This window comes from Sphingopyxis italica, assembly GCF_011926545.1.
Lineage (GTDB): Bacteria > Pseudomonadota > Alphaproteobacteria > Sphingomonadales > Sphingomonadaceae > Sphingopyxis > Sphingopyxis italica.
The window spans coordinates 1,494,694-1,515,241 of the sequence record NZ_JAATIT010000001.1; the positions used below are offsets into that span (position 1 = coordinate 1,494,694).

22 protein-coding genes are annotated in these 20,548 nt (G+C 65.6%); 13 read left to right on the forward strand and 9 right to left on the reverse strand.

What is annotated here, in order from left to right; genetic code table 11:
• Positions 1–5 precede the first annotated feature (5 nt).
• The gene (locus GGR90_RS06935) at positions 6–1,220 is read left to right on the forward strand and encodes an acetyl-CoA C-acetyltransferase (RefSeq protein ID WP_167920575.1); all 1,215 of its coding nucleotides are present in this window, start codon (positions 6–8) and stop codon (positions 1,218–1,220) included.
• Between the two features lie 11 nt (positions 1,221–1,231).
• Positions 1,232–2,815 carry an acyl-CoA dehydrogenase family protein gene (locus GGR90_RS06940; protein ID WP_209023642.1) on the forward strand — a complete coding sequence of 528 codons (1,584 nt, stop codon included), beginning with the start codon at positions 1,232–1,234 and terminating at the stop codon, positions 2,813–2,815.
• On the opposite strand, the gene GGR90_RS06945 is transcribed toward GGR90_RS06940, so the two are convergent.
• The 3 genes from GGR90_RS06945 to GGR90_RS06955 form a co-directional block, all read right to left on the reverse strand.
• Positions 2,812–3,975, reverse strand: a complete 1,164-nt coding sequence (locus GGR90_RS06945; protein WP_167920579.1) for an alginate lyase family protein — start codon at positions 3,973–3,975, stop codon at positions 2,812–2,814. The genes GGR90_RS06940 and GGR90_RS06945 overlap by 4 nt on opposite strands.
• Positions 3,976–4,087: 112 nt before the next feature.
• Complete coding sequence (locus tag GGR90_RS06950; protein ID WP_167920581.1) at positions 4,088–7,009, reverse strand: TonB-dependent receptor; 2,922 nt, start codon at positions 7,007–7,009, stop codon at positions 4,088–4,090.
• 154 nt (positions 7,010–7,163) lie between these two features.
• Complete coding sequence (locus GGR90_RS06955; RefSeq protein ID WP_245198422.1) at positions 7,164–8,297, reverse strand: glycoside hydrolase family 88/105 protein; 1,134 nt, start codon at positions 8,295–8,297, stop codon at positions 7,164–7,166.
• A gap of 156 nt (positions 8,298–8,453) precedes the next feature.
• Here GGR90_RS06955 and manD point away from each other — a divergent pair, with 156 nt between their 5' ends.
• From manD to GGR90_RS06985, 6 genes are all read left to right on the forward strand, one after another.
• The gene (gene manD, locus GGR90_RS06960; RefSeq protein ID WP_167920585.1) at positions 8,454–9,665 is read left to right on the forward strand and encodes a D-mannonate dehydratase ManD; all 1,212 of its coding nucleotides are present in this window, start codon (positions 8,454–8,456) and stop codon (positions 9,663–9,665) included.
• A gap of 114 nt (positions 9,666–9,779) precedes the next feature.
• Positions 9,780–10,487, forward strand: a complete 708-nt coding sequence (locus GGR90_RS06965; RefSeq protein WP_167920587.1) for a FadR/GntR family transcriptional regulator — start codon at positions 9,780–9,782, stop codon at positions 10,485–10,487.
• A 102-nt stretch (positions 10,488–10,589) separates the two neighbouring features.
• Positions 10,590–11,069, forward strand: coding sequence for a response regulator transcription factor (locus tag GGR90_RS06970; RefSeq protein ID WP_342449901.1), 480 nt, complete (start codon positions 10,590–10,592; stop codon positions 11,067–11,069).
• Positions 11,070–11,127: 58 nt separating this feature from the next.
• Positions 11,128–11,502, forward strand: coding sequence for a hypothetical protein (locus GGR90_RS06975; RefSeq protein ID WP_167920589.1), 375 nt, complete (start codon positions 11,128–11,130; stop codon positions 11,500–11,502).
• 25 nt (positions 11,503–11,527) lie between these two features.
• Positions 11,528–11,941, forward strand: a complete 414-nt coding sequence (locus GGR90_RS06980) for a hypothetical protein (RefSeq protein WP_167920591.1) — start codon at positions 11,528–11,530, stop codon at positions 11,939–11,941.
• Positions 11,942–11,968: 27 nt separating this feature from the next.
• Positions 11,969–12,472: a MarR family winged helix-turn-helix transcriptional regulator gene (locus tag GGR90_RS06985; protein ID WP_167920593.1), complete on the forward strand. Its 504-nt coding sequence runs from the start codon at positions 11,969–11,971 to the stop codon at positions 12,470–12,472.
• 62 nt (positions 12,473–12,534) lie between these two features.
• On the opposite strand, the gene GGR90_RS06990 is transcribed toward GGR90_RS06985, so the two are convergent.
• The 6 genes from GGR90_RS06990 to GGR90_RS07015 form a co-directional block, all read right to left on the reverse strand.
• Complete coding sequence (locus GGR90_RS06990; RefSeq protein ID WP_167920595.1) at positions 12,535–13,278, reverse strand: sigma-70 family RNA polymerase sigma factor; 744 nt, start codon at positions 13,276–13,278, stop codon at positions 12,535–12,537.
• Positions 13,268–15,391 (reverse strand): flagellar biosynthesis protein FlhA, encoded by a 2,124-nt coding sequence (gene flhA / locus GGR90_RS06995; protein ID WP_167920597.1) that lies wholly within the window; start codon positions 15,389–15,391, stop codon positions 13,268–13,270. The genes GGR90_RS06990 and flhA overlap by 11 nt, the downstream gene beginning before the upstream one ends.
• A complete protein-coding gene (locus tag GGR90_RS07000) occupies positions 15,388–16,215 on the reverse strand; it encodes a transglycosylase SLT domain-containing protein (RefSeq protein WP_167920599.1) in 828 nt (275 codons plus the stop codon). The genes flhA and GGR90_RS07000 overlap by 4 nt, the downstream gene beginning before the upstream one ends.
• Positions 16,216–16,294: 79 nt before the next feature.
• The gene (locus GGR90_RS07005) at positions 16,295–16,600 is read right to left on the reverse strand and encodes a hypothetical protein (RefSeq protein ID WP_167920601.1); all 306 of its coding nucleotides are present in this window, start codon (positions 16,598–16,600) and stop codon (positions 16,295–16,297) included.
• The gene (gene flgM, locus GGR90_RS07010; protein WP_167920608.1) at positions 16,600–16,899 is read right to left on the reverse strand and encodes a flagellar biosynthesis anti-sigma factor FlgM; all 300 of its coding nucleotides are present in this window, start codon (positions 16,897–16,899) and stop codon (positions 16,600–16,602) included. Before flgM ends, GGR90_RS07005 begins: the two co-directional genes overlap by 1 nt.
• A gap of 169 nt (positions 16,900–17,068) precedes the next feature.
• The gene (locus tag GGR90_RS07015) at positions 17,069–17,578 is read right to left on the reverse strand and encodes a flagella basal body P-ring formation protein FlgA (protein WP_167920609.1); all 510 of its coding nucleotides are present in this window, start codon (positions 17,576–17,578) and stop codon (positions 17,069–17,071) included.
• A 303-nt stretch (positions 17,579–17,881) separates the two neighbouring features.
• Here GGR90_RS07015 and GGR90_RS07020 point away from each other — a divergent pair, with 303 nt between their 5' ends.
• The 5 genes from GGR90_RS07020 to GGR90_RS07040 are packed head-to-tail and all read left to right on the forward strand — an operon-like array spanning position 17,882 to position 20,539.
• Complete coding sequence (locus tag GGR90_RS07020; RefSeq protein ID WP_381448513.1) at positions 17,882–18,220, forward strand: flagellar basal body rod protein FlgB; 339 nt, start codon at positions 17,882–17,884, stop codon at positions 18,218–18,220.
• Positions 18,217–18,624, forward strand: a complete 408-nt coding sequence (gene flgC, locus GGR90_RS07025) for a flagellar basal body rod protein FlgC (protein ID WP_167920611.1) — start codon at positions 18,217–18,219, stop codon at positions 18,622–18,624. The genes GGR90_RS07020 and flgC overlap by 4 nt, the downstream gene beginning before the upstream one ends.
• A 1-nt stretch (position 18,625) precedes the next feature.
• Positions 18,626–18,928, forward strand: a complete 303-nt coding sequence (locus GGR90_RS07030) for a flagellar hook assembly protein FlgD (RefSeq protein ID WP_167920612.1) — start codon at positions 18,626–18,628, stop codon at positions 18,926–18,928.
• A gap of 4 nt (positions 18,929–18,932) precedes the next feature.
• On the forward strand, positions 18,933–19,760 hold the full coding sequence (locus tag GGR90_RS07035; RefSeq protein ID WP_167920613.1) for a flagellar hook-basal body complex protein: 828 nt from the start codon (positions 18,933–18,935) through the stop codon (positions 19,758–19,760).
• Positions 19,761–19,795: 35 nt separating this feature from the next.
• Positions 19,796–20,539: a flagellar basal body rod protein FlgF gene (locus tag GGR90_RS07040; protein WP_167920614.1), complete on the forward strand. Its 744-nt coding sequence runs from the start codon at positions 19,796–19,798 to the stop codon at positions 20,537–20,539.
• Positions 20,540–20,548 lie beyond the last annotated feature (9 nt).

The window sequence follows — 20,548 nt, forward strand, 5'->3', positions numbered from 1 at the left end:
AAGACATGACCCTGCGCCGCGCCGCCATCGTCGCCCCGATCCGTACCGCCGTCGGCAAGTTCGGGGGCGCGCTTTCGTCGATGACCGCGGGCGAGCTTGGCGCGGTGATATTGAAGGCGCTGATCGAACGGACGAAGATCGATCCGGCGCGCGTCGACGACGTCGTCTTTTCGCAGGGCTATGGCAATGGCGAGGCGCCGAGCATCGGCCATTGGTCGTGGCTCGCCGCCGGGCTGCCGCTCGAGGTGCCGGGCTATCAGCTCGACCGCCGCTGCGGCTCCGGCTTGCAGGCGGTGATCAACGCCGCGATGATGGTGCAGACGGGCATGTCCGACGTCGTCGTCGCGGGCGGCGTCGAATCGATGTCGAACGTCGAACATTATTCGACCGACATTCGCAAGGGCGTCCGCGCAGGGAGCCTCACCCTCCACGACCGGCTGACGCGCGGACGGCTGATGTCGCAGCCGGTCGAGCGGTTCGGGGTCATTTCGGGCATGATCGAAACCGCCGAAAATCTGGCGAAGGATTATGGCATCACGCGCGAGGCGTGCGATGCCTATGCGGCGCGCAGCCACCAGCGCGCGGCGGCGGCGTGGGCGAAGGGGCTGTTCGACGACGAGCTGGTGCCGGTCGAGGTACCGCAGAAGAAGGGCGATCCGGTCGTCTTCGCGCACGACGAAGGCTATCGCGCCGACGCGACGCTGGAAACGCTCGGCAAGCTGCGTCCGCTCGAAGGCGGCGTCGTGACGGCGGGCAATGCGAGCCAGCAGAATGACGCGGCGGCGGCGTGCCTTGTCGTCGCCGAAGACAAGCTCGACGAACTGGGGCTCGAGCCGATCGCCTGGTATCACAGTTCGGCGGCGGCGGGCTGCGACCCGAGCCGGATGGGCATCGGTCCGGTGCCCGCGGTCGAGCGGCTGTTCGCGCGAAGCGGCCTCGGCTGGGGCGACATCGACCTGGTCGAACTCAACGAAGCCTTCGCGCCGCAAGTGCTCGCGGTGCTGAAGGGCTGGGGATGGTCCGACGACGACAGCCGGAACGCGATTTTGAACGTCAACGGCTCGGGCATCTCGCTCGGCCACCCGATCGGCGCGACCGGCGGGCGCATCCTCGCCAATCTGACGCGCGAGCTCGTGCGCCGCGACGGACGTTACGGGCTCGAGACGATGTGCATCGGCGGCGGGCAGGGTATCGCCGCGATCTTCGAGCGCGCCGCCTGAGCGTGCGCGATCTGCGGGATGCTCTGACGGCGGCGCAGGCCTATCGCGGCGCTGCGCAGGCGGCGCTGGCGGAGCGGCTGGCTGCGCGACCGATCGACAGCGATCAGCGCGCGGCGCACGGATTCGCATGGGTCGCGACGATGGTGGCGGCGCTGGAGGCGACGCTCGACTGGTGCGAGTCCGGCCAGGACTCGAACCCGCTCGACGCGAAGATCGCCACGCTCGCTTTCGCCGAAAGCATCGGCCAGCTCGCCGGCGGGCTGCCGATGGGGCAGAACGAGATTTTCCGGCCGGTCGATCTGGGGCTGAGCGTCGAGGCGCGGACGCTCGCCGAAGCCTGCACCGGCCTGCTCGACGCCGATCATGCCGTGACCCGGGCCGCCGTCACCGCCGCACTCGCCGAGGGCCATTGGCCGAGCGAAACGCTGCGCGATGCCGATCTCGACGCGATCCGCGAGCAGTATCGCCGCTTTACCGACGCGGCGATCCTGCCCAACGCGCATAGCTGGCACCTTGCCAACGCGCTGATCCCCGACGCCACCGTTCAGGCGATGGCCGACCTCGGCACCTTCGGTGTGTGCATCCCCGAGGAGTTTGGCGGGCTCGGGCTCGGCAAGCTGGTGATGTGCATCGTTACCGAGGAATTGTCGCGCGGCTGGATCGGCGCGGGGTCGCTCGGCACGCGGTCGGAGATCGCCGGCGAATTGATCGCGACGGGCGGCACCGATGCGCAAAAGGCCGAATGGCTGCCGAAGATCGCGAGCGGCGCGATTTTGCCGACGGCGGTGTTCACCGAACCCGACGTCGGCTCCGACCTCGGCTCGCTTCAGACGCGTGCGCGTCGGACAAGCGATCATTGGGTGATCGACGGCGCGAAAAACTGGATCACCCACGCCGCGCGCTCGGACCTGATGACCTTGCTTGCGCGCACGCTTCCCGACGCGCGGGGCTATGCGGGGTTGTCGATGCTCCTCGTCCCGAAGCCGCGCGGGACCGAGGCCGATCCTTTCCCCGCCGAGGGGATGAGCGGCAGCGAGATCGAGGTGCTCGGCTATCGCGGGATGCGCGAATATGCGCTGCAATTCGATGCGATGCGCGCGCCCGCCGACGCGCTGCTCGGCGGTGCGGAGGGACAGGGGTTCAAGCAATTGATGCGCACTTTCGAAGGCGCGCGGATCCAGACCGCGGCGCGCGCCGTCGGCGTCGCGCGGCGCGCGATCGAGCTCGGGCTCGATTATGCGCTTGCCCGCAAACAGTTCGGCCGGGCGATCATCGATTTCCCGCGCGTCGCCGACAAGCTGGCGATGAGCCTCGTCGATTTCGTGATGGCGCGCGAGCTGAGCTATGCTGCGGCGCGCGCGAAGGACGGCGGCAAACGCTGCGATATCGAAGCGGGGATGGCCAAGCTGCTCGCCGCGCGCGCCGCCTGGTCGAACGCCGATGCGAGCCTGCAGATCCACGGCGGCAACGGCTATGCGCTCGAATATGAGATCAGCCGGCTGCTCTGCGATGCGCGCATCCTCAATATCTTCGAGGGCGCCGCCGAGATTCAGGCGCAGGTGATCGCGCGCGGGCTGGTCGAGGGCCGCAACTAGAGCCAGAGCAGGGGCTGCCGCACGGGGAAGTTGCGCACGACCTCACCAATGACGGGGTCGGGGTCGAGGCGCTGCCAGAGCGCCAGCCAGTCGCCGCGTTTCTGCGCGAGGCCGCCGAAGAGCAGGCTCGGCTGACGCACCGGGAAGCCGTCCCAATATTCGATGTCGGGCGGCAGCGGCCATTTTGCCTTGTCGGCGATGAAGGGCGCCATCCACGCGATCGCGCCGCCGATCGAGCGGCCGTCGGCGGTCTTCCAACCGATGAGGTTGGCGCCGCCGAGCAGCCACGCCGACGCGGCGAGCACGTCGAGGTTGAAGAGGGCATAGGCATAGGGTTTGGTGCGTGCGAGTTCGAGCGGCTGGCGGCCGTCGGGGGTGATCTGCGTCGGGATGATGATCGTCCGGAGCCGGGTGCGGGCATCGGCGAGAATGTCGTCGCGGCCGAGCAGCGCAGCAAAGGAGGCCGCCTGTAGCAGCCAGCAGGTGCCGTGGTTGTTTTCCTCGTCGCGTTCCTCGGTGCCGAAGGGCGAGGTGGTGAGCCAGTCCAGATAGGCGGCGAACCAGCCCTCGACGCCCGCGCGGATCGCGGTATAGCCCGGCGCATTGCGCCGTGCGAACAGCGCTGCGGCGCGCGCGACCTCGACGATCTGCAGCGTGTCGATCACCCCGATCGCGCGGCCGCTGTTGACGCCGATGATCGCCTGCGCATGGTTGAGGTTCGGGTTCATCCGCGTCTTCGGATCGACGAACCACGCTTGTAGGTGGCGCATCGCGGCGTCGGCGAAGCGCGGCTCGCGGGTGAGATCCCACAGCGCCGCGAGCGCGGGGACGGTGCGCCCAAACGCGATCAGCGCGTCGCGGTGACCGTCGAACTTGTCGGGGTTCGAGCGGCCGTCGCGGCGGACATAGGGACCGCCGGGGTTCGCCGGATCGGGCCACCAATAATCGCCTTCCGAATAATAATCCTGCGGTCCGGCGGGGCTGCGCGGCGCGGGGATCGCCGCAATCGTGCGCGGCTCGGCGGCGAGCAGGGCTTCGGCTTGCGGCAGCAGGCGGCGGCGCTCGATCGCGCGAATGTCGAGCGTGCCGGGCTGCGGGCGCGCCCATGCCGCGGGCGCGGCGAGCAGCGCGGCGAGGAGCAGGGCGCGGCGGGCGATCATCCCTCCTCCTTTTGCGCACCGTTCGCCGGCGGCAAGGAAAAAGCCGCCGCCGCGGACGGAGTCGCGGCGGCGGCCAGGATAGCCCAAGGGAGTCGGGCTAAACTCGCTGACTTCACAGGCGGACCCGGAAGCCGAAGAAATATTGCGTGCCGCTGCGCGACACCTCGGCGATGCTGTCGTATCCGCCCTTGTACATGATGTCGTTGGTGCCGGTGACGTTGAGCGCCTGCAGCTTGAGCTGGACATTGTCGGTGAGATTATATTGCGCCGAGAGGTTGATATAGGTCGCGCCGCGAATTTCGCGGTTGGTGCCGCTGTTCGGCTTGTAATAGCCCGAGCGATAGCGAAGGTTGGCGCGCAGCGAGAGGCCCCATTTCTCGAACCACACCGACCCGCTGGCGGTCCATTTCGACAGCCCGATCAGGTTCGCCGGATCCACATAATCGGCGATCGGCGAGGTGTCGGGATATTCGAAATTGGCGAAGGCGCGGTTGACCGATCCCTGGATGCCGAGCCCGTCGAGCGGACCCGGAAGCCAGGTGAAGGCGTGGCTCGCGGTCGCCTCGATCCCGTAGAGATGCCGCGTTTCGCCGTCGTTCGTCGGGGCGACCGGCGCGATGGTGACGGTCTCGGTCACCGGCGCGCCGCCGTCGCGGATCGTCGTGATCGTGATGTCGGAGGGGATCGGCTCCTCGGCGCTGATCACCGTGCCCTTCGCCCATTTATAATAGCCCGCGATCGAGAGCAAAGTGTCCTCTGACGCATAGAGCTCAAGGCTCGCGTCGAGGTTCCACGCGCGCAGGGGCTTGAGGTTCGGGTTGCCGGTGGTCGCGTCGAAGATGATATTGTCGAGCCCGGTCCCCGCCGAGGGGTTGAGCCGGATGCCCGCGCCGAAGCTTTCGATTCCCGACCGCGCAATCGCGCGATAGGCGGCGAGGCGCAGCTTGACCTCTTGCGACAGGTCGAAGGCGATGTTCGCGCTCGGCAGGAAATAATTATAGCTGCCCTTGGCGCGGTTGGTCTGGAGCGCGCCGTTCGGATCGGGGTCGACGCTGTAGCTGTCGCCGGCGGTGTCGATCGTGATCACATAGGGCTGGCGATAGCCGATCGAGGTGATATCGGTCTTGACCCAGCGCAGCCCGATATTACCGCTGAACGGCACGCCGGCGGCCTGCGATTCGAAATTGGCGAGGCCATAGAGCGCATAGATGCGTTCGGTGACGTCGATGTCGCTCGGATCGCGGCCGTCGGTCGGATAGGGCAGCGCGTCGTCGCCGCCGGTGAAGGTGCGGAATAGGCAGTCGTTGTCGAACGTCGCCCAGCGCGTGACGTTGGTTCCCATGCCCTGCATGTAGCTGGTGGTGGTAAAGGGCACGCGGCAGTTCCGGTTCGCCTGCGCGATCAACTGGGCCGGGGTCGCGCCGTCGATTGCGGCCAAAGTATTGAGGTTGTTGTTGCGCGCATTGTCGTTGGTGCGATGATGGTCCGAATAGCGGCCTCCGGCCTTGACCGAGGTGATGAAGCCGTCGAGTTCGCGCTCGACGTCGAGCCGCCCGGCCCAGATCCGGTCGCGGCGGTCGGTGACGAAGCGGTTGCGCGCATAGACCGAATTGGCCGCGGTGGTCTGGAACAGGTCGTGGTCGGTGATGTCGAAATCCTCGAACTCGACGCTCGGCACGACATCGTCGTCCAGATAGGAGAGCGTATAGCCGACGCGGCGGTTCGATCGCATCCGCGTCGCCTTTTGCGTTTCGGTGCGGTGGCTGTCCGAATAGGATCCGTCGAAGCTGACCGTCCAGCGATCGGGGGCCCAGATGAGGTCGAGCCCGCCGCCCTTATAGGTTTCGTTGCGCTGACGCGTTTCGAGCTGGTTCTCGATATTCGAATTGCCGCGATAGCTGATCAGCGCGCCGGGCGAATAGCCGTTGCTGCCGTCGCCGATGACCAGCGGCTCGAGGCCGCGCAGTCCTTCGGGAATGCCCAGCACGTTGCGGTCCTCGAGGCTGCGGCGCTTCGAATATTGGCCGTCGATCGAAATCTCGAATTCGGGCGACGGGCGCCACTGGATCGCGCCGATCAGCCCGTCGCGAATCTCCGAGGTCTTTTGGGTGCGGAAGCTGCGCGAGGAGGTCGGGAAATAAAAATCGCCGATGGTCTCGCCGACCGTCACGCCATTGGCGGCGCGCGGCCCTTCGGCGAAGGTGCAGTTGATATTGGCGCCCGCCGCCGCCTGCGTCGCGGCATTGCCGGTCAGCTGCCAGGGATTGTTCGCCGAAGTGTTGCAGAGCTGAAAGGTTGAATTGCCGTTGTAATAATCCTCGGGCGCGCTCGTGTCCTGGCGCTGGTAACCGATCGACACGCCGATATCGCCGAGCCCGGTTTCATATTGGTCGGTGTAGGAGAAATTGGCGCGATAGCCGAGCCCGTCGTGCTGATAGACGTCGTCGTCCTGCGGCTGAAAATCGCCGCGCACCTCGAACTGGATGCGGCGCTTGCCGTAATCGAGCGGCTTCATCGAGCGAAGCTCGATCACCCCGCCGACGCCGCCCTCGAGGAAGTCGGCGCGCTGGGTCTTGTAGACGAGGACGCCGTTGACCAGTTCGGACGGGAATTGCTGGAAGGCGACCGAGCGGTCGGGCCCCGCGGTCGATACCTCGCGGCCGTTGAAGGTCGAAAAGCTCAAGGTCGGACCGAGGCCGCGCACCGATAGCTCGTTGGCATTGCCCTTGAAGCGGTCGGCCGAGACGCCGACGATGCGCTCGAGCGTGTCGCCGACCGAATTGTCGGGGCTCGCGCCGATTTCGTCGCTGACTAGGCCGTCGACGACGACGTCGGCAGCGCGCTTGAATTCGATCGAACTGCGCTGCGTCGCGCGAGTGCCGGTGACGAGGATTTCGTCGCCGCCATCGACCGCCGCCGGCGGTTCGCCTTCGATTTCAGCGGGCGCTTCCTGCGCCCATACGGGCATGGCGGCGAACAGCGCCGCGGACGCCAGCAAGGCGGTGCGGGTCGGCAGGACCGATGATGACTTCATTTCCCTCTCCTTTTTATGCCGCCCCTGGACTTGCGGCGCGGACCCGGTTGATACCGGTGTCAATTTCAGTTGTTATACAACTTACAAAATGTATTACAACTTTAAAGGGAGAAGTCAATCTTTCGAGAGAGGGGCGGTTATGAACCGCCCCTCTCTATTTTATCGAGGATTTTCGGGGTTTTTTCGCCAAGTCGTACATCGCGGTTCCGGCGAGCAGATAGGCGCCGCTGCCGTAGAATTGCGTTTCCTTTGCCGAGACGCTGTCGGGGCGGTCGCCGACCTGCTGGACCCAACCGAGCATGCCGTCGGGCTGGACCGCGCGGCCGAGCGCCGCCCAGCCGCGCACCGCGGCGGGTTCGTAAGTCGCGCGGTCGAGCAGGCCGTTGTCGACCCCCCATGCGAAGGCATAGGTGAAGAAGGCGGTGCCGCTCGATTCGGGGGGCGTGCCGGGATCGTCGTCGAGCAGCGAGGCGGGCCAATAGCCGTCGGCCTTTTGCAATGTCACGACTCGGGCCGCCATGTCCTTGAACAGCTTTTCATAAGTGGGGCGGTGCGGGTCGTTCTTGCCCAGCACCTGCAGCACGCGGACGAGACCGCCCATGACCCAGCCGTTGCCGCGGCTCCAGAGCAGTTTGCGTCCCTTGGCATCGCGCATGTCGAAAAAGCGGCTGTCGCGAAAATAGAGTTGTTCCGCCGGGTCGAAGAGATAGTCGGTCGTCGCCTTCCATTCCTCGTGCACGAAGTCGGCGTAACGGCGGTCGCCCGTCGCTTGCGCCAGCCGGAGCATCGTCGGCGGCGCCATGAACAAGGCGTCGCACCAGCACCAGCGGTCGGTGCATGTGGACGTGCCCTTGCCGGGCGCGACGGGGATGAATTCGAGCCCGATCGTCGGCCGGTTGGCGAGGACATGGTCGAAATAGGCGCGCATCGGGGCGATCGCTTTCTTGCCCGCGCCATTCTGCGCCGCCCACAGCCAGGCCTGTCCGATCAGCTGGTCGTCGGCGTGGAAGGGCAGGTCGCCCATTTGCCATTGTTCGGCGCGGCCGAGGTCGAGCAGCGGCTGCGCATAAGCCTTGTCGCGGTTCGCAAGCTCGGTCAGCGCGACCCAGAAGGTCGCCTGCTGCCAGTCGCGCACCTCGCGCACGCTCTTGCGCGCCGCGGGCATCGTCGCCCAATTGGTCCGGTTCGCGAGCTGCCAGTCGGCGACGCGGCGCGTATCGGCGAGGATCGCGGCGGGTTGCGGCATCACGGGTTCGGCAGGCGCCGCCACGACGGCCGGAGCGGTCATCAGAATCGAAAACAGGCTCAGCGACATGGCATATCCTCTCCCTTTCAAGCCGGCCGGGCTTTTCGCCTTGACACCGGTGACATACCTCTTCCCTTTTGGCTCGAGTGTCAATAATGTTGTCACACAACTATCTTTTTGTAACGATGAGGGGATGGAATGCCGAAGATCGTGTCAGCCCGGGTGATATTGACCTCGCCGGGCCGGAATTTCACGACGCTGAAGATCGAATGCGACGACGGCACGACCGGCGTCGGCGATGCGACGCTCAACGGCCGCGAGCTTGCGGTGGCGGCCTATCTGTCGGAGCATGTCGTCCCCTGCCTGATCGGGCGCGACGCGCACCGGATCGAGGATATGTGGCAATTTCTCTACAAGGGCGCCTATTGGCGCCGCGGCCCCGTGACGATGACGGCGATCGCGGCGGTCGACATGGCTTTGTGGGACATCAAGGGCAAGCTCGCGGGCCTGCCGGTCTATCAATTGCTCGGCGGCGCCGCGCGCGAGGGCTGCATGGTCTATGGCCATGCCAATGGCACGACGATCGAAGACACGATCGAGGCCGCGCTCGATTACCAGCGGCAGGGTTACAAGGCGATTCGCCTGCAATGCGGCGTGCCCGGGATGGCATCGACCTATGGCGTCAGCAAGGACCGCTATTTCTATGAGCCCGCCGACAATGACCTGCCGACCGAGAATGTCTGGTCGACCGCGAAATATATGCGTGTCGTCCCCGAGCTCTTCGCCGCGGCGCGCGAGGCGCTCGGCTGGGATGTGCATCTGCTCCACGACATCCACCACCGGCTGACCCCGATCGAAGCGGCGCGGCTCGGCAAGGACCTCGAGCCTTATCGCCCCTTCTGGATCGAGGATGCGACCCCGGCGGAGGATCAGGAGGCGTTCCGCCTGATCCGCCAGCATACGACGACGCCGCTCGCGGTGGGGGAGATTTTCTCGTCGGTCTGGGATTGCAAGCATCTGATCGAGAACCGGCTGATCGACTATATCCGCGCGACCGTGCTCCACGCCGGCGGCATCACCCATATGCGCCAGATCGCTTCGCTCGCCGATCTGCATCAGGTCCGCACGGGCTGTCACGGCGCGACCGACCTATCGCCGGTGACGATGGCGGCGGCGCTGCATCTGGGGCTCGCGATCCCCAATTTCGGCATCCAGGAATATATGCGCCACACGGCCGAGACCGACGCGGTCTTTCCGCACGCCTGGCGCTTCGCGGACGGCATGCTCCATCCGGGCGATGCGCCCGGCCTCGGCGTCGAGATCGACGAGACGCTCGCCGGGACCTTTCCCTATGCCCGCGCCTATCTGCCGGTGAACCGGCTCGAGGACGGCACGATGTGGAGTTGGTGATGCGGCCGAAGATTCTTGCCTTCCCGTACCGAACAAAAACGCCTCAACGTCGAACGCGTAATTCATGGGCACTGGCCCTAGTCAGCTTCGCGGCGCGATGATAACGCAGCATCCATGGCGGTAACCAAGGCGGCATCGCTGGCCGATGATCTGGTCCAGCGTTTCGAGGAGCAGATCGAGACGGGCGAAATGCCCGTCGGATCGCGTTTCCCGACCGAAAAAGAGATCACCGAGACGTTCGGCGTCAGCCGCACCGTCGTGCGCGAGGCTTATTCAAGGCTCGCGGCGCGCGGGCTGCTGGTGTCGCGGCGCGGATCGGGCGCCTATGTCCCCGACGGCGCGCAATATCGCGCTTTTCAGGTCACGGCGGAGGAAATCGGCGAGATCGACGATGTGCTGCGGCTGCTCGAAATGCGCATGGGGTTCGAGGTCGAGATGGCCGATCTCGCGGCGCGGCGGCGGACCGATGCCGATCTCGCGGCGCTGCGCCGGACGCTCGACGCGATGGAGGAAAGCCGCGACGTCGATGCGTCGGTCGCCGCCGACGCCGCTTTTCATGCCGCGATCGCCAGCGCGACCGGCAATCCCTATTACCTCCGCTTCACCCAATTTCTCGGCGTGCGGCTCGTGCCGTCGCGGCGGCTCTATCTGCAAGGCGACGATCCGGTCCGGCACCAGCGTTATGCGCACACGATAAACCGCGACCATGAAGCGATCGTCGTCGCGATCGAGGCGGGCGACCCCGTCGCCGCGCGCCGCGCCGCGCGTCGGCACATCGAAAAGTCGATCCAGCGCTATCGCGGCTTGAAAGAGAGTCGTTAGCGGAACGAATCGGGCGCCGCGGCGGGGCCGAATATGGGCCGGACGGGAAATTAGCTGGCTACCGACCTTGATTTCGACTCGTGATGCTCTATTCCAACCCGCGTGCAAGGCGACCCCGACAATTACCTCAGCCTGCTGTCCGCCGCGCAGATTGAAACGTTGCGGCACGTTTACGAGCACAAAAATTCCAAGCAGATCGCTCGCCTGATGCACGTATCACCGCACACCGTCGACGAACGGGTGCGTCGCGTGTTGAAAAAACTTAATGTTTCCAACAGAATCGAAGCGGCGCGTATACTCGCTGTTAACGGTGTCTTCGATGATGTTACCCCTTATCAGCCTTTGACATATCAATTGATCGACCTAGGCGAGGTTCCCCCGGCCGCCGATGCCGAAGCGGGGCGCAGTTCGTTTCGGCGATTTTTCGACATTGGTTCGCCATTTCCTACCGCGTCCCAGCCGGCCAACCGGCATGGGTTGATGGAAAGGATAATCTGGCCGATCCTGATCGCAGTAGCGACGATTTTGGCTTTTTCCGCCCTCTATTCGATCCTTGTCGGACTCGGTCGCGTTCTGACCTGATGTTCGAACGAATGCTGCGGGGGGGAACCGGTAGCATTCTTTTTCAAGGAAAAAGATGATGCTGAATCAACGAGTTTCTGCTGCGAAGAAAATCGCTTCCGAGCTGCATCTGGCCGAAGACGCCATCGACGAGGCGATGATCCGAATCGCCCAGCTCGCCGCGACGCTGCCCACCGCGCGCCGCGAGACGAACATGTCGGCGATCGTCGGCCAGGAAGCGATGGCGAAGGTCGCGCAGGCGCTCGCCGCTGCCGGCGAGGTCCGCCAGCTGTTGACCGACGCGCATCTGGCGCTGACCGTGACGCAGAAGGAAGTCGGCCTCGGCACGCGCATGTTCGGCGCGGGCGTCAAGCCGGCGAGCGCGAAGCTGGTCGACGAAGGCAGCAACGATCGTCAGGGCGCCGACGCGCCGGCGTTCGCGAAGGCCGGCTGATCCGCAAGAAAGGTTGACTGCCACAATGTGGTCCGTGGCGATCTATTATGCCGTTCTGCTCATCACCGTCGCCGTCGCGATTCGTCGCGGCGGACCGCTCGAGCGCTGGGCAGCCTATACGGCATTGATCGCTTCGGTCCTCACGACGGCCTTGACGCCTTTTCCGACCTGGACCAACATCGAGGTCAATATCTTCATCATCGACGTGCTGGTTTTGATGAGCTTCTGGTTCATCGCCATGCGGACGCAGAGTTTCTGGCCTTACTGGATCACCGGATGGCAGCTGATCGCCATTTTCGGCCATATCCAGAAGCTCATGTTCTCGGAGATATTGGCGCGGCCCTATTCGCTGCTCTCGGTGTATATTTCCTATCCGATCCTGTTGCTGATCATCTACGCATCGGGGTCGTCCAGTCGGCGGAATGACGTGACGGCCTGATATGTGGCTCCCCAGGGGCATCATCACATGCAGCCATTTTCGAACCAAGAAATTGCCGAGCTGAAATCGCGGGTCAACCAGATCCACGAGCTGCTCGCGGGCCTCGGCGAAGAATCGCCGTCCGCCGCCACGCGCGGCGCCGAGACCGTCCGCGGCGACGCGCCGGCGGGCGCGGGGCTGCTCGATCAATTGTCGCTCAGCATCCAGATCCGGCGCATTCGCCGCAGCCATTTCGGCACCGCCGAAATGTCGGGGCCGGTCTGGGACATGATGCTCGACCTGATGCTCGCGGGCGCGCACGGCCGCGTGCTCAGCGCCAGCGATCTCGCGACCGGCGCGGGGGTTCCGCTGTCGTCGGGGCTGCGCATGATCGCATCGCTCGAACAGCGCGGGCTGGTGTATCGCTCGATCGACGAACGCGATCGCCGCCGCACGATCGTGCGTCTGAGCGACGGCGGGGCCGAGCGCATGGCGAGCTATTTCGAAAAGATCGGCGACGTCCGCCAGGCTTTCCCCCCGCTGGCGGCCTAGGGCTCCAACCCTTGGGATCGGGTGCGGGGGCGACTGGTCGCGCGCACCGCACCCGGTCCCTCCTATTCGGTCATTTCTTTCATCATCCGGTCGACCTTGATCATCGCCTCGCGCTTGATCTGGCAGATGCGCGCCGCGCTGACGTCGAGCGTCAGCCCGATTTCGTGCAGGTTGAGCTCTTCGAAGAAATAGAGCTGGAGTACCATCTGCTCGCGTTCGGACAGGCGGCCGACGCACTGGCGCAGCGCCCCCATCAGATCCTCCTGCTCGCAGCGTTCGTCGGCGCCGGCATCGTCGTCGGCCGCGAGAAAGGCGCCGATGTCGGTCAGCTCGTCGAGCGAAGTCGAGCGGCCGTGCGTCGCATTGCGTTCGAGCGCGAAATAATCCTCCGCCGACATGTCGAAGGCGACCGCCATCTCGGCCGCGGTCGGCGCGCGCATCAACTGCTGTTCGAGCGCGCCGCGCATCGCCTGGATCCGCTTCGCCGCGACCATCGCCGAGCGGCCGACATCGGCTTCGCGGCGCAGCTGGTCGATCATCGCGCCGCGGATGCGCGTCGTCGCATAGGTGGCAAAGGCGAAGCCGCGCTCCTCATAGTGGCGGCTCGCCTCAATCAGCGCGATCAGCCCGGTCTGAATCAGGTCGTCGAGCTCGCTCGTCCGCGACACGCGCGAAAAGACCTGCCACGCGATCTTGCGGACTAGCGGCGCATATTCCTCGACCAGCGCCTCGACGCTTTCGCCATAGCCGCGCGTACCCGGCGCTCGGCCGCTCGCGGCAAATTGCTCGGCGGGCTCAATTCTCATGCACTTGGTCCTCCATGGGGGCGTCGAGCCCGGACGCGAGGCGCGGCACTTCGGCGCCGATCGTCGCGACGATTTCGGTCTGCTTGGTCGCCGGAATCTCGAGATAGGAGATGACCGCGACATCAGGGAAAGTGGCGCGCACGAGGCGCGAGAGGGCGGAACGGCAGATCGGCGAGGCGACGAGCGCGAAGCTGCGCGTCTGGAGCAGCAGCGGTTCGACGGCCTGCCCGACCTGCTCGATGATCGTCATCGCCATGCCGTGCTCGAACGGCCATTCGGCGGCGGGATTGGCGCGCACCGCCTGGTTGAGCAGCATCTCGATCTCGGGGCTGAAGGTGACGACGGGCAGCGGCATCCGGCTCGGCACGATCGTCTGGACGATCAGCGCGCCGATGCGTTGGCGCACCGCTTCGACAAGGTCGATTTCGCCGAGCTGCTGCGCTGAGAGCGCGACCATCGCCTCGGCGATCTTGCGGAAATCGCGCAGCGGCACGCGCTCGACGAGCAGCGATTTGCAAAGGCTCGCGACGCGCGGCAGCGCATAGCCCTGCGGGCTGAGATTCTGCGCGAGCTGCGGATAATGCGTCTTGAGATTGTCGATCAGCGCCTGCGCATCGTCGATGCCGAACAGCTCGGCGGCCGATCCGACGATGCTGTTGTTGAGGTGCGTCGCGACGACGGTGGCGGGGTCGACGACGGTATAGCCGGCCGCGATCGCGTCATTCTGCATCGCCTTCGGGATCCACAGCGCGTCGAGGCCGAAGGTCGGGTCCTTGCATGGCCGGCCGGTGACCTGGCGCACGAGGTCGCCCGAATCGAGCGCGAGCATTTCGTTGGGGAAGACCTCGTCCTCGCCGACGATCACCCCGGCGACCGAGATGCGATAGACGTTGCCGGGCAGCGACAGGTCGTCGCTGACCTTCACCGGCGGGATAACGAAGCCCAATTCCTTCGACAATTGGCGGCGAATGCCGGTGATGCGCGTCATCAGCGGCGAGCCCTTGCGTTCGTCGACGAGGGTGACGAGCGCATAGCCGATCTCGAGCTGGCACGCGCTCGCGTCGCTGACGTCGGCCCATTCGATGAGCGAGGGGTCGGGCGCGGGCGCGGCGGGCTCAGGCAGGCCGGCGACCGCGGCTTCGGCGCGGCGGAGCTGCCAGCCGATCGCGAAGGAGAGCGCGGCGGCGGGCAGGATCAGCATCTGCGGCATCGCGGGAACGAGGCCGAGGATGAAGAGGATGCCGCCGACCGCCATCCAGATGACGGGCGAGGAGAATTGGCTGCCGATCTGGCCGCTGAGGTCGAAGGGCGAGGAGACGCGGGTGACGATCGCGGCGGCGGCGATCGAGAGCAAAAGCGCCGGAATCTGCGCGACGAGCGCGTCGCCGATCGCCAGCGTGATGTAAGTGCTGCCGGCTTCGGACAGGCTGAGCCCATGGCTGAAGATGCCGAGGATCAGCCCGCCGACGATGTTGACGAACAGGATCAAGAGGCCAGCGACCGCGTCGCCCTTCACGAATTTCGAGGCGCCGTCCATCGAACCGTAGAAATCGGCTTCGGTGCCGACCTCGACGCGGCGCGCCTTGGCTTCTTCGGGGGTGAGCAGCCCGGCGTTGAGATCGGCGTCGATCGCCATCTGCTTGCCGGGAAGCGCGTCGAGGGTGAAGCGCGCCGACACTTCGGACACGCGGCCCGCGCCCTTGGTGATCACGATCAGGTTGATGATCATCAGCACGAAAAAGACGAACAGGCCGACGATATAGTCGCCGCCGATCAGCACCTGGCCGAACGCCTCGATGACATGGCCCGCCGCTGCGGTCCCCTCATGCCCGTGGACGAGCACGACACGCGTCGAGGCGACGTTCAATGCGAGGCGGAACAAGGTCGCGAGCAGCAGCACGGTCGGAAAGGCCGAAAAGTCGAGCGGTTTCGACGCCTGTAGCGCGACCATCAGGATCAACAGGCTGATCATGATGTTGGCGACGAAGCTGATGTCGAGGATCAGCGGCGAAACCGGGATCACCATCAGCCCGACGACGATCAGCATCCCCGCCGGCAACGCCGAGACGCTGGCGATGCGGCCGATGTTGCGAAGGTTGAAGCCGGCGGTCATGCCGCGCCTCCCGAAAGCGACGCGAGCCGCCGATAGGCATCGGCGGCAAAGCCCATCGAGAGCTTTTTGGGCATAGGCTGAATATCCATCATCTGGAGCGGCGGGCGACCCCCGCCGGCGTTCGCCAATCCGCTCGAGCTGCTCGCCTGCGCGTGCCAGCTCGAGGGAGCGAAGGGCTTCATATTTTCGATCTTGCCGCCCTCTTCGAGCTTTACGCGAAAGCGTTCGCGGATCTCGGCGAGGCTGCGCATGTTGCCGTCGGCGGCATAGAAGACCGACCGGTTCGCGGCCGCGGCCTCGGGCATCATCGACGCGCCGGGCTGATCGGGATTGGCCTCGAGTGCCGCGAGGAATTTGGCGGCGCCGCCGCTGCCGAGGAAATGCGCGAGATAGAGGTCGACGGGCTCGGCGCCGCGGCCGATCCGGCTTTCGAGATAGGCGCGATTGTCGCCGGTCAGCGCGGCGGCCATGTTCGACGCGGCGGCGGGATCGTCGCGCAGGTCGAAGATCTGCTGGCGGAGCGCGGGGTCGGCGACGCTCAGCCGGCCCGACGCATCGCGGCCGATCGCATCGGCGGCCCAGGCGAGGCCGTGGTTCGCGCCATGGCGGTCGAGCGTCGCGAGCCAAGTCTGTTTGGTGAATTGATAGAGGCCGCGCGCCGACGAGGTCGACGCCTGGGCGGCGGGATTATAGCCGCTCTCGACGCGCGCGACGTCGAACAGATAGTCGAAATCAATTCCCGATCGCGCCGACGCGCTCTGCACCGCGTCGAGCACGGGTGCGGCGATGCGGTTGGCGCTCTGGGGATTGTTGATTGCGTTCATGGCTTTGGTTCCGCTTGTTCAGCAGACCAAAAGCAATCATCGTGCCATTTTCCGTGATGGCGCGTAAATTGTTAGGTTATCAGTAGCTTAAAGCCGCGCCTCGCGGTCGCGTGCCGCGAATGTCGTGGCTCTTGTCAATCCTCTGACGCGTCCAGTTCTTCAAGATGTTGACGCGGACAGCGGCGGCTTCGAGCTGGTTCAGCGTCTGGCCGATCAGCGCGCGCGCGCGATGTTCGCTACCCGCGGGGACCGCTGCGCCGCGAAACAGGATCACCGCGGTGGCCAGTTCTTCGGTCGCGGCGACGATCGCGCCGGCATCATGCCCGTCGAGCGCGCCAACAAGCGTGTTGAGCCGCGCCTGAACCTCTTCCATCTGCGCCAGCATCATTCGGCCCCGCGGCCATGGAAGTCGAGCATCGCGCTCGCGATGATCGCGGGGTGGACACCATAGCTGCCGTTCGCGATCGCGGTGCGCAGGGAGGCGACGCGCGCAACGTCGACCGGCGGGGCTTGGTCGGCCAGGCTGCTGGCGAGGCGCGTCAGCTTTGCGGCCGGCAGATTTTCCTGCGCCGGTTGAAGCTGCGCGGGCGTGCGCATCGCCGCGACATTTTCGCTGGCGACCCGGCGCAACGGGACGGCGCGGCTGGCGGCGCCGACTGGTCCGATCTTGCTGTCACCCGACATAAAAGCCTCCATCCGGTGCCGTCAGAAAAGTGACGGCGCGGTTCACGAAGGCTTTAACGGACGGTGTCGGCGGCGATTAAGGGCGCTTGCCTGAAAAAAACAAAAGAAAGGCCCGGCGCCGTCGGAAAGCCGACAGGCCGGGCCAATGAATGGGGTGCGAGGGTGAGGATCAGTTTTGCAGGATGGCGCGGCCGGGACCGGTGACGGTGGCGCTGAACTTCGACTTTTTGTCGTCGCCGCGCAGCGTGATCGTCTCGCCGACGCGGCCGTCCTCGGCGGCGATCGCGGCATAGCTGATCGAATAGCTTTGGGCGTCGATCGTGACGCGGACATTGTCGCCGCGGCGGATCACGGGGGCACTCTGCGCGGGGCGGGCATAGCCTGCGGCCGCAGGTACGGCATCGACGGGACCCGTCATCGGCACGCGCAGGCGCCAGCCGAGCGGGTCGCAGCGCACTGCGAGCGTGCGCGCGTCGATCGCGGTGATCGACGCCTGTTCGGGACAGCGCGCGAGCTTGATGCGGCGATCGATCGGCGTCGCGGTGCGGCCCAAGGCGTTGGCGACCGTTGCGGTCAGCGCATCGATCGATTGCCAGTCTTCGGTCGCCTGCTGGGCCCCGGCACCATAGGGGGCGGCGATGGCGCAGGCGGCAAGGCCGGCGAGAATTTTGCGGGACAAGGTCGATCTCCTTCGGTCCGGTTGGCTCGCCCGATGATTTGGGTCTCCCGATATTTTGCAGGAAGCGTGCCAGTCGCGGTTTGACGCGCGGTTTTGCTGGAGGGCGCGCGGCATCGTCGGTTTTTTGACGAGGGCAATCGGGTTCCGCCGCACGATCTCAATAACTAACTGAATTATAAGGAAAAAATACTTTTGGCACGGCCATTGCATCCTGCCTTGGTGTATTTCCGCGCGTCCATGCCAGCTGGCCGGGCCCGGGATGAAAGGCCGCCGCCGGTGGGCGGCAATGGAAGGAACGGGATGATGGCATCCGAGAAACTCTTTGGCCTGCATGCGACGGCGCTTCAGCTGCGCAGCCAGCGCATGATGATGCTCGCGTCGAACATCGCGAACGCTGCGACGCCGAATTACAAGGCGCGCGACATCGACTTCGCCAAGGCGCTCGACCTCGCGCAGCAGGGCGCTTCGACCGAAGGCGCGATTGCATATCGCGTGCCCGTTCAGGCGTCGCTCGACGGCAATACCGTCGAGATGGCGACCGAGCAGACCGCCTATGCCGAAAACGCGCTCGCCTATCGGTCGAGCCTTTCTTTCCTCAGCGGCCGTATCAACACGCTGTCGCGCGCGCTGAAGGGCGAATGACGATGAGCAATTTCTCCGTCTTCGACATCAGCGGCCGCGCGATGTCGGCGCAGCTCGTCCGGCTGAACACCACGGCATCGAACCTCGCCAACGCGGGGACGGTCGCGGGCAGCGAGGCGGGCGCCTTCCGCTCGCTGAAGCCCGTGTTCCGCACCGTGATGGACGACCACGGCCGCGCGACGGTCCAGATCGATCAGGTCACGACCTCGAAAATGGCGCCGTCGAAACGCCACGACCCCACCAATCCGCTCGCCGACGCCGACGGCAATGTCTGGGAAGCCGCGGTCGATAGCGCCGCCGAGCTGGTCGAGATGGTCGAGACCGCGCGCCAGTATCAGAACAATGTCCAGGTCCTCGAAACCGCGAAGGGCCTGATCAACGAAACCCTCAGGATGGGACAGTAAGATGAGCGTCAACAGCATCACCAACAACAACCCCGTGATCCACCCCAAGGGCACCAGCCAGCAGATGGATCAGGGTGATTTCCTGCGCCTGATGACCGCGCAGCTGTCGCAGCAGGATCCGTTCAACCCGGTCGATAATCAGCAGATGGTCGCCCAGATGGCGCAATTCTCGAGCCTCGCCGGGATCAGCGAAACGAACAATGTGCTCGCACAGATTTCGGAGCAGCTCACCGCGCAGACGCAGCTGCTCAAAGACATCAAGGCCGCCACCCCGGCGCCCGTCCCCACCACCCAGGAAGGATAAGTCCATGTCATTCTATACGTCGCTTTCGGGCCTCAAGGCTTCGCAGACCGATATGTCGGTCATCTCGAACAATATCGCGAATGCCGGCTCGGTCGGTTTCAAGCGCAGCAAGGCGCAGTTCGGCGACATCTTCGCTTCGTCGCCGACCCAATCGACGAAGACGATCGCGGGCCAGGGCACGCGCCTGAACGGCATCACCCAGCAGTTCACGCAGGGCTCGTATGAGGCGAGCGAAAAGACGCTCGACATGGCGATCGTCGGCGAGGGTCTGTTCATCGTGAAGGGCAACCCGCCGACCGAAGCGATCACCTATACGCGCAACGGTTCGTTCGAACCGACCCCCGACGGCTATGTCATCGACACGACCGGCGCGAAGCTGCAGCTGCTGCCGGTCGATGCCGACGGCAATGTCACCAGCAACACGCTCGCCGGCGCCTTTGACCTCCAGCTTCCCACAGGCGCGCCGTCGGACCCGGCCTCGGCGCTGGTCAATGTGTCGATCGGCCTCGACGGCCTCGTCACCGCGACTTTTGCCAATGGCGAAGGCCAGACGCTCGGCAAGGTCGCGATGGCGACCTTCCCGACAATGTCGGGCCTGCGCCCGACCGGCGACGCGCACTGGCAGTCGACGGGCGAAAGCGGCCCGCCGACGATCGACGGCCCGACCAGCGGCTCGATGGGCGCGGTCCGTTCGGGCGCGCTCGAACGCTCGAACGTCGATATCACCGAGGAACTGGTGATGCTGATGTCGGCGCAGCGCAATTTTCAGGCCAACGCCAAGGCGATCGAGGGCGCGTCGCAGCTGACCCAAACGATCATCGGCATGCGCTGACGCGCCGCTGACCGCCGCTTGCCGGGAGAAACCAGATGGACCGCCTCATCTATACCAGCCTTACCGCGATGCGGGGCAGCATGTCCCGGCAGACGGCGATCGCCAACAATCTGGCGAACGCGCAGACGCCGGGCTTTCGCGCCGACATCGCCAATGCGCAGTCGCTGTGGCTCGACGGCAGCGGGCTCGACGCGCGCGCCATGGCGTCCGAGGAAGTGCTCGGCGCCGACATGCGCGCCGGCACCGTCACGCAGACGGGCCGCGACCTCGATATCGCGATGCAGGGCGACGCCTTGCTGGTGGTGCAGGCGACGAACGGCGAAGAGGCCTATACGCGGCGCGGCGACCTCCAGATCTCGCCGAGCGGGCTGCTGACCACCGGCGACGGCCATCCCGTGCAGGGCGGTCAGGGGCCGGTGACGATCCCGCCCGCCGACGCGATCAGCATCGATCAGGAAGGCCGGGTGTGGGTCGTGCCGCAAGGCGGCGATCCCGAAAATCCGCAGGAAGTCGACCGGCTGCGGCTCGCGACCCCGACGGGGTCGGAGATCGCCAAGGGGCTTGACGGCCTGTTCCGCGTCAAGGGCGAGGGCATATTGCCCGACGATCCCGAAGCGCGGCTGCTCACCCGCTCGCTCGAAGGATCGAACGTCACCGCCACCAGCGCGCTCGTCGAGATGATCGAGGCGAGCCGCAGCTGGGACACCCAATTGAAGATGATCAGCGACGTGCGCGACATGGACAGCGCGACCGCCAATCTGATGCAGCTCCCCCGTTAAGGAGAATAT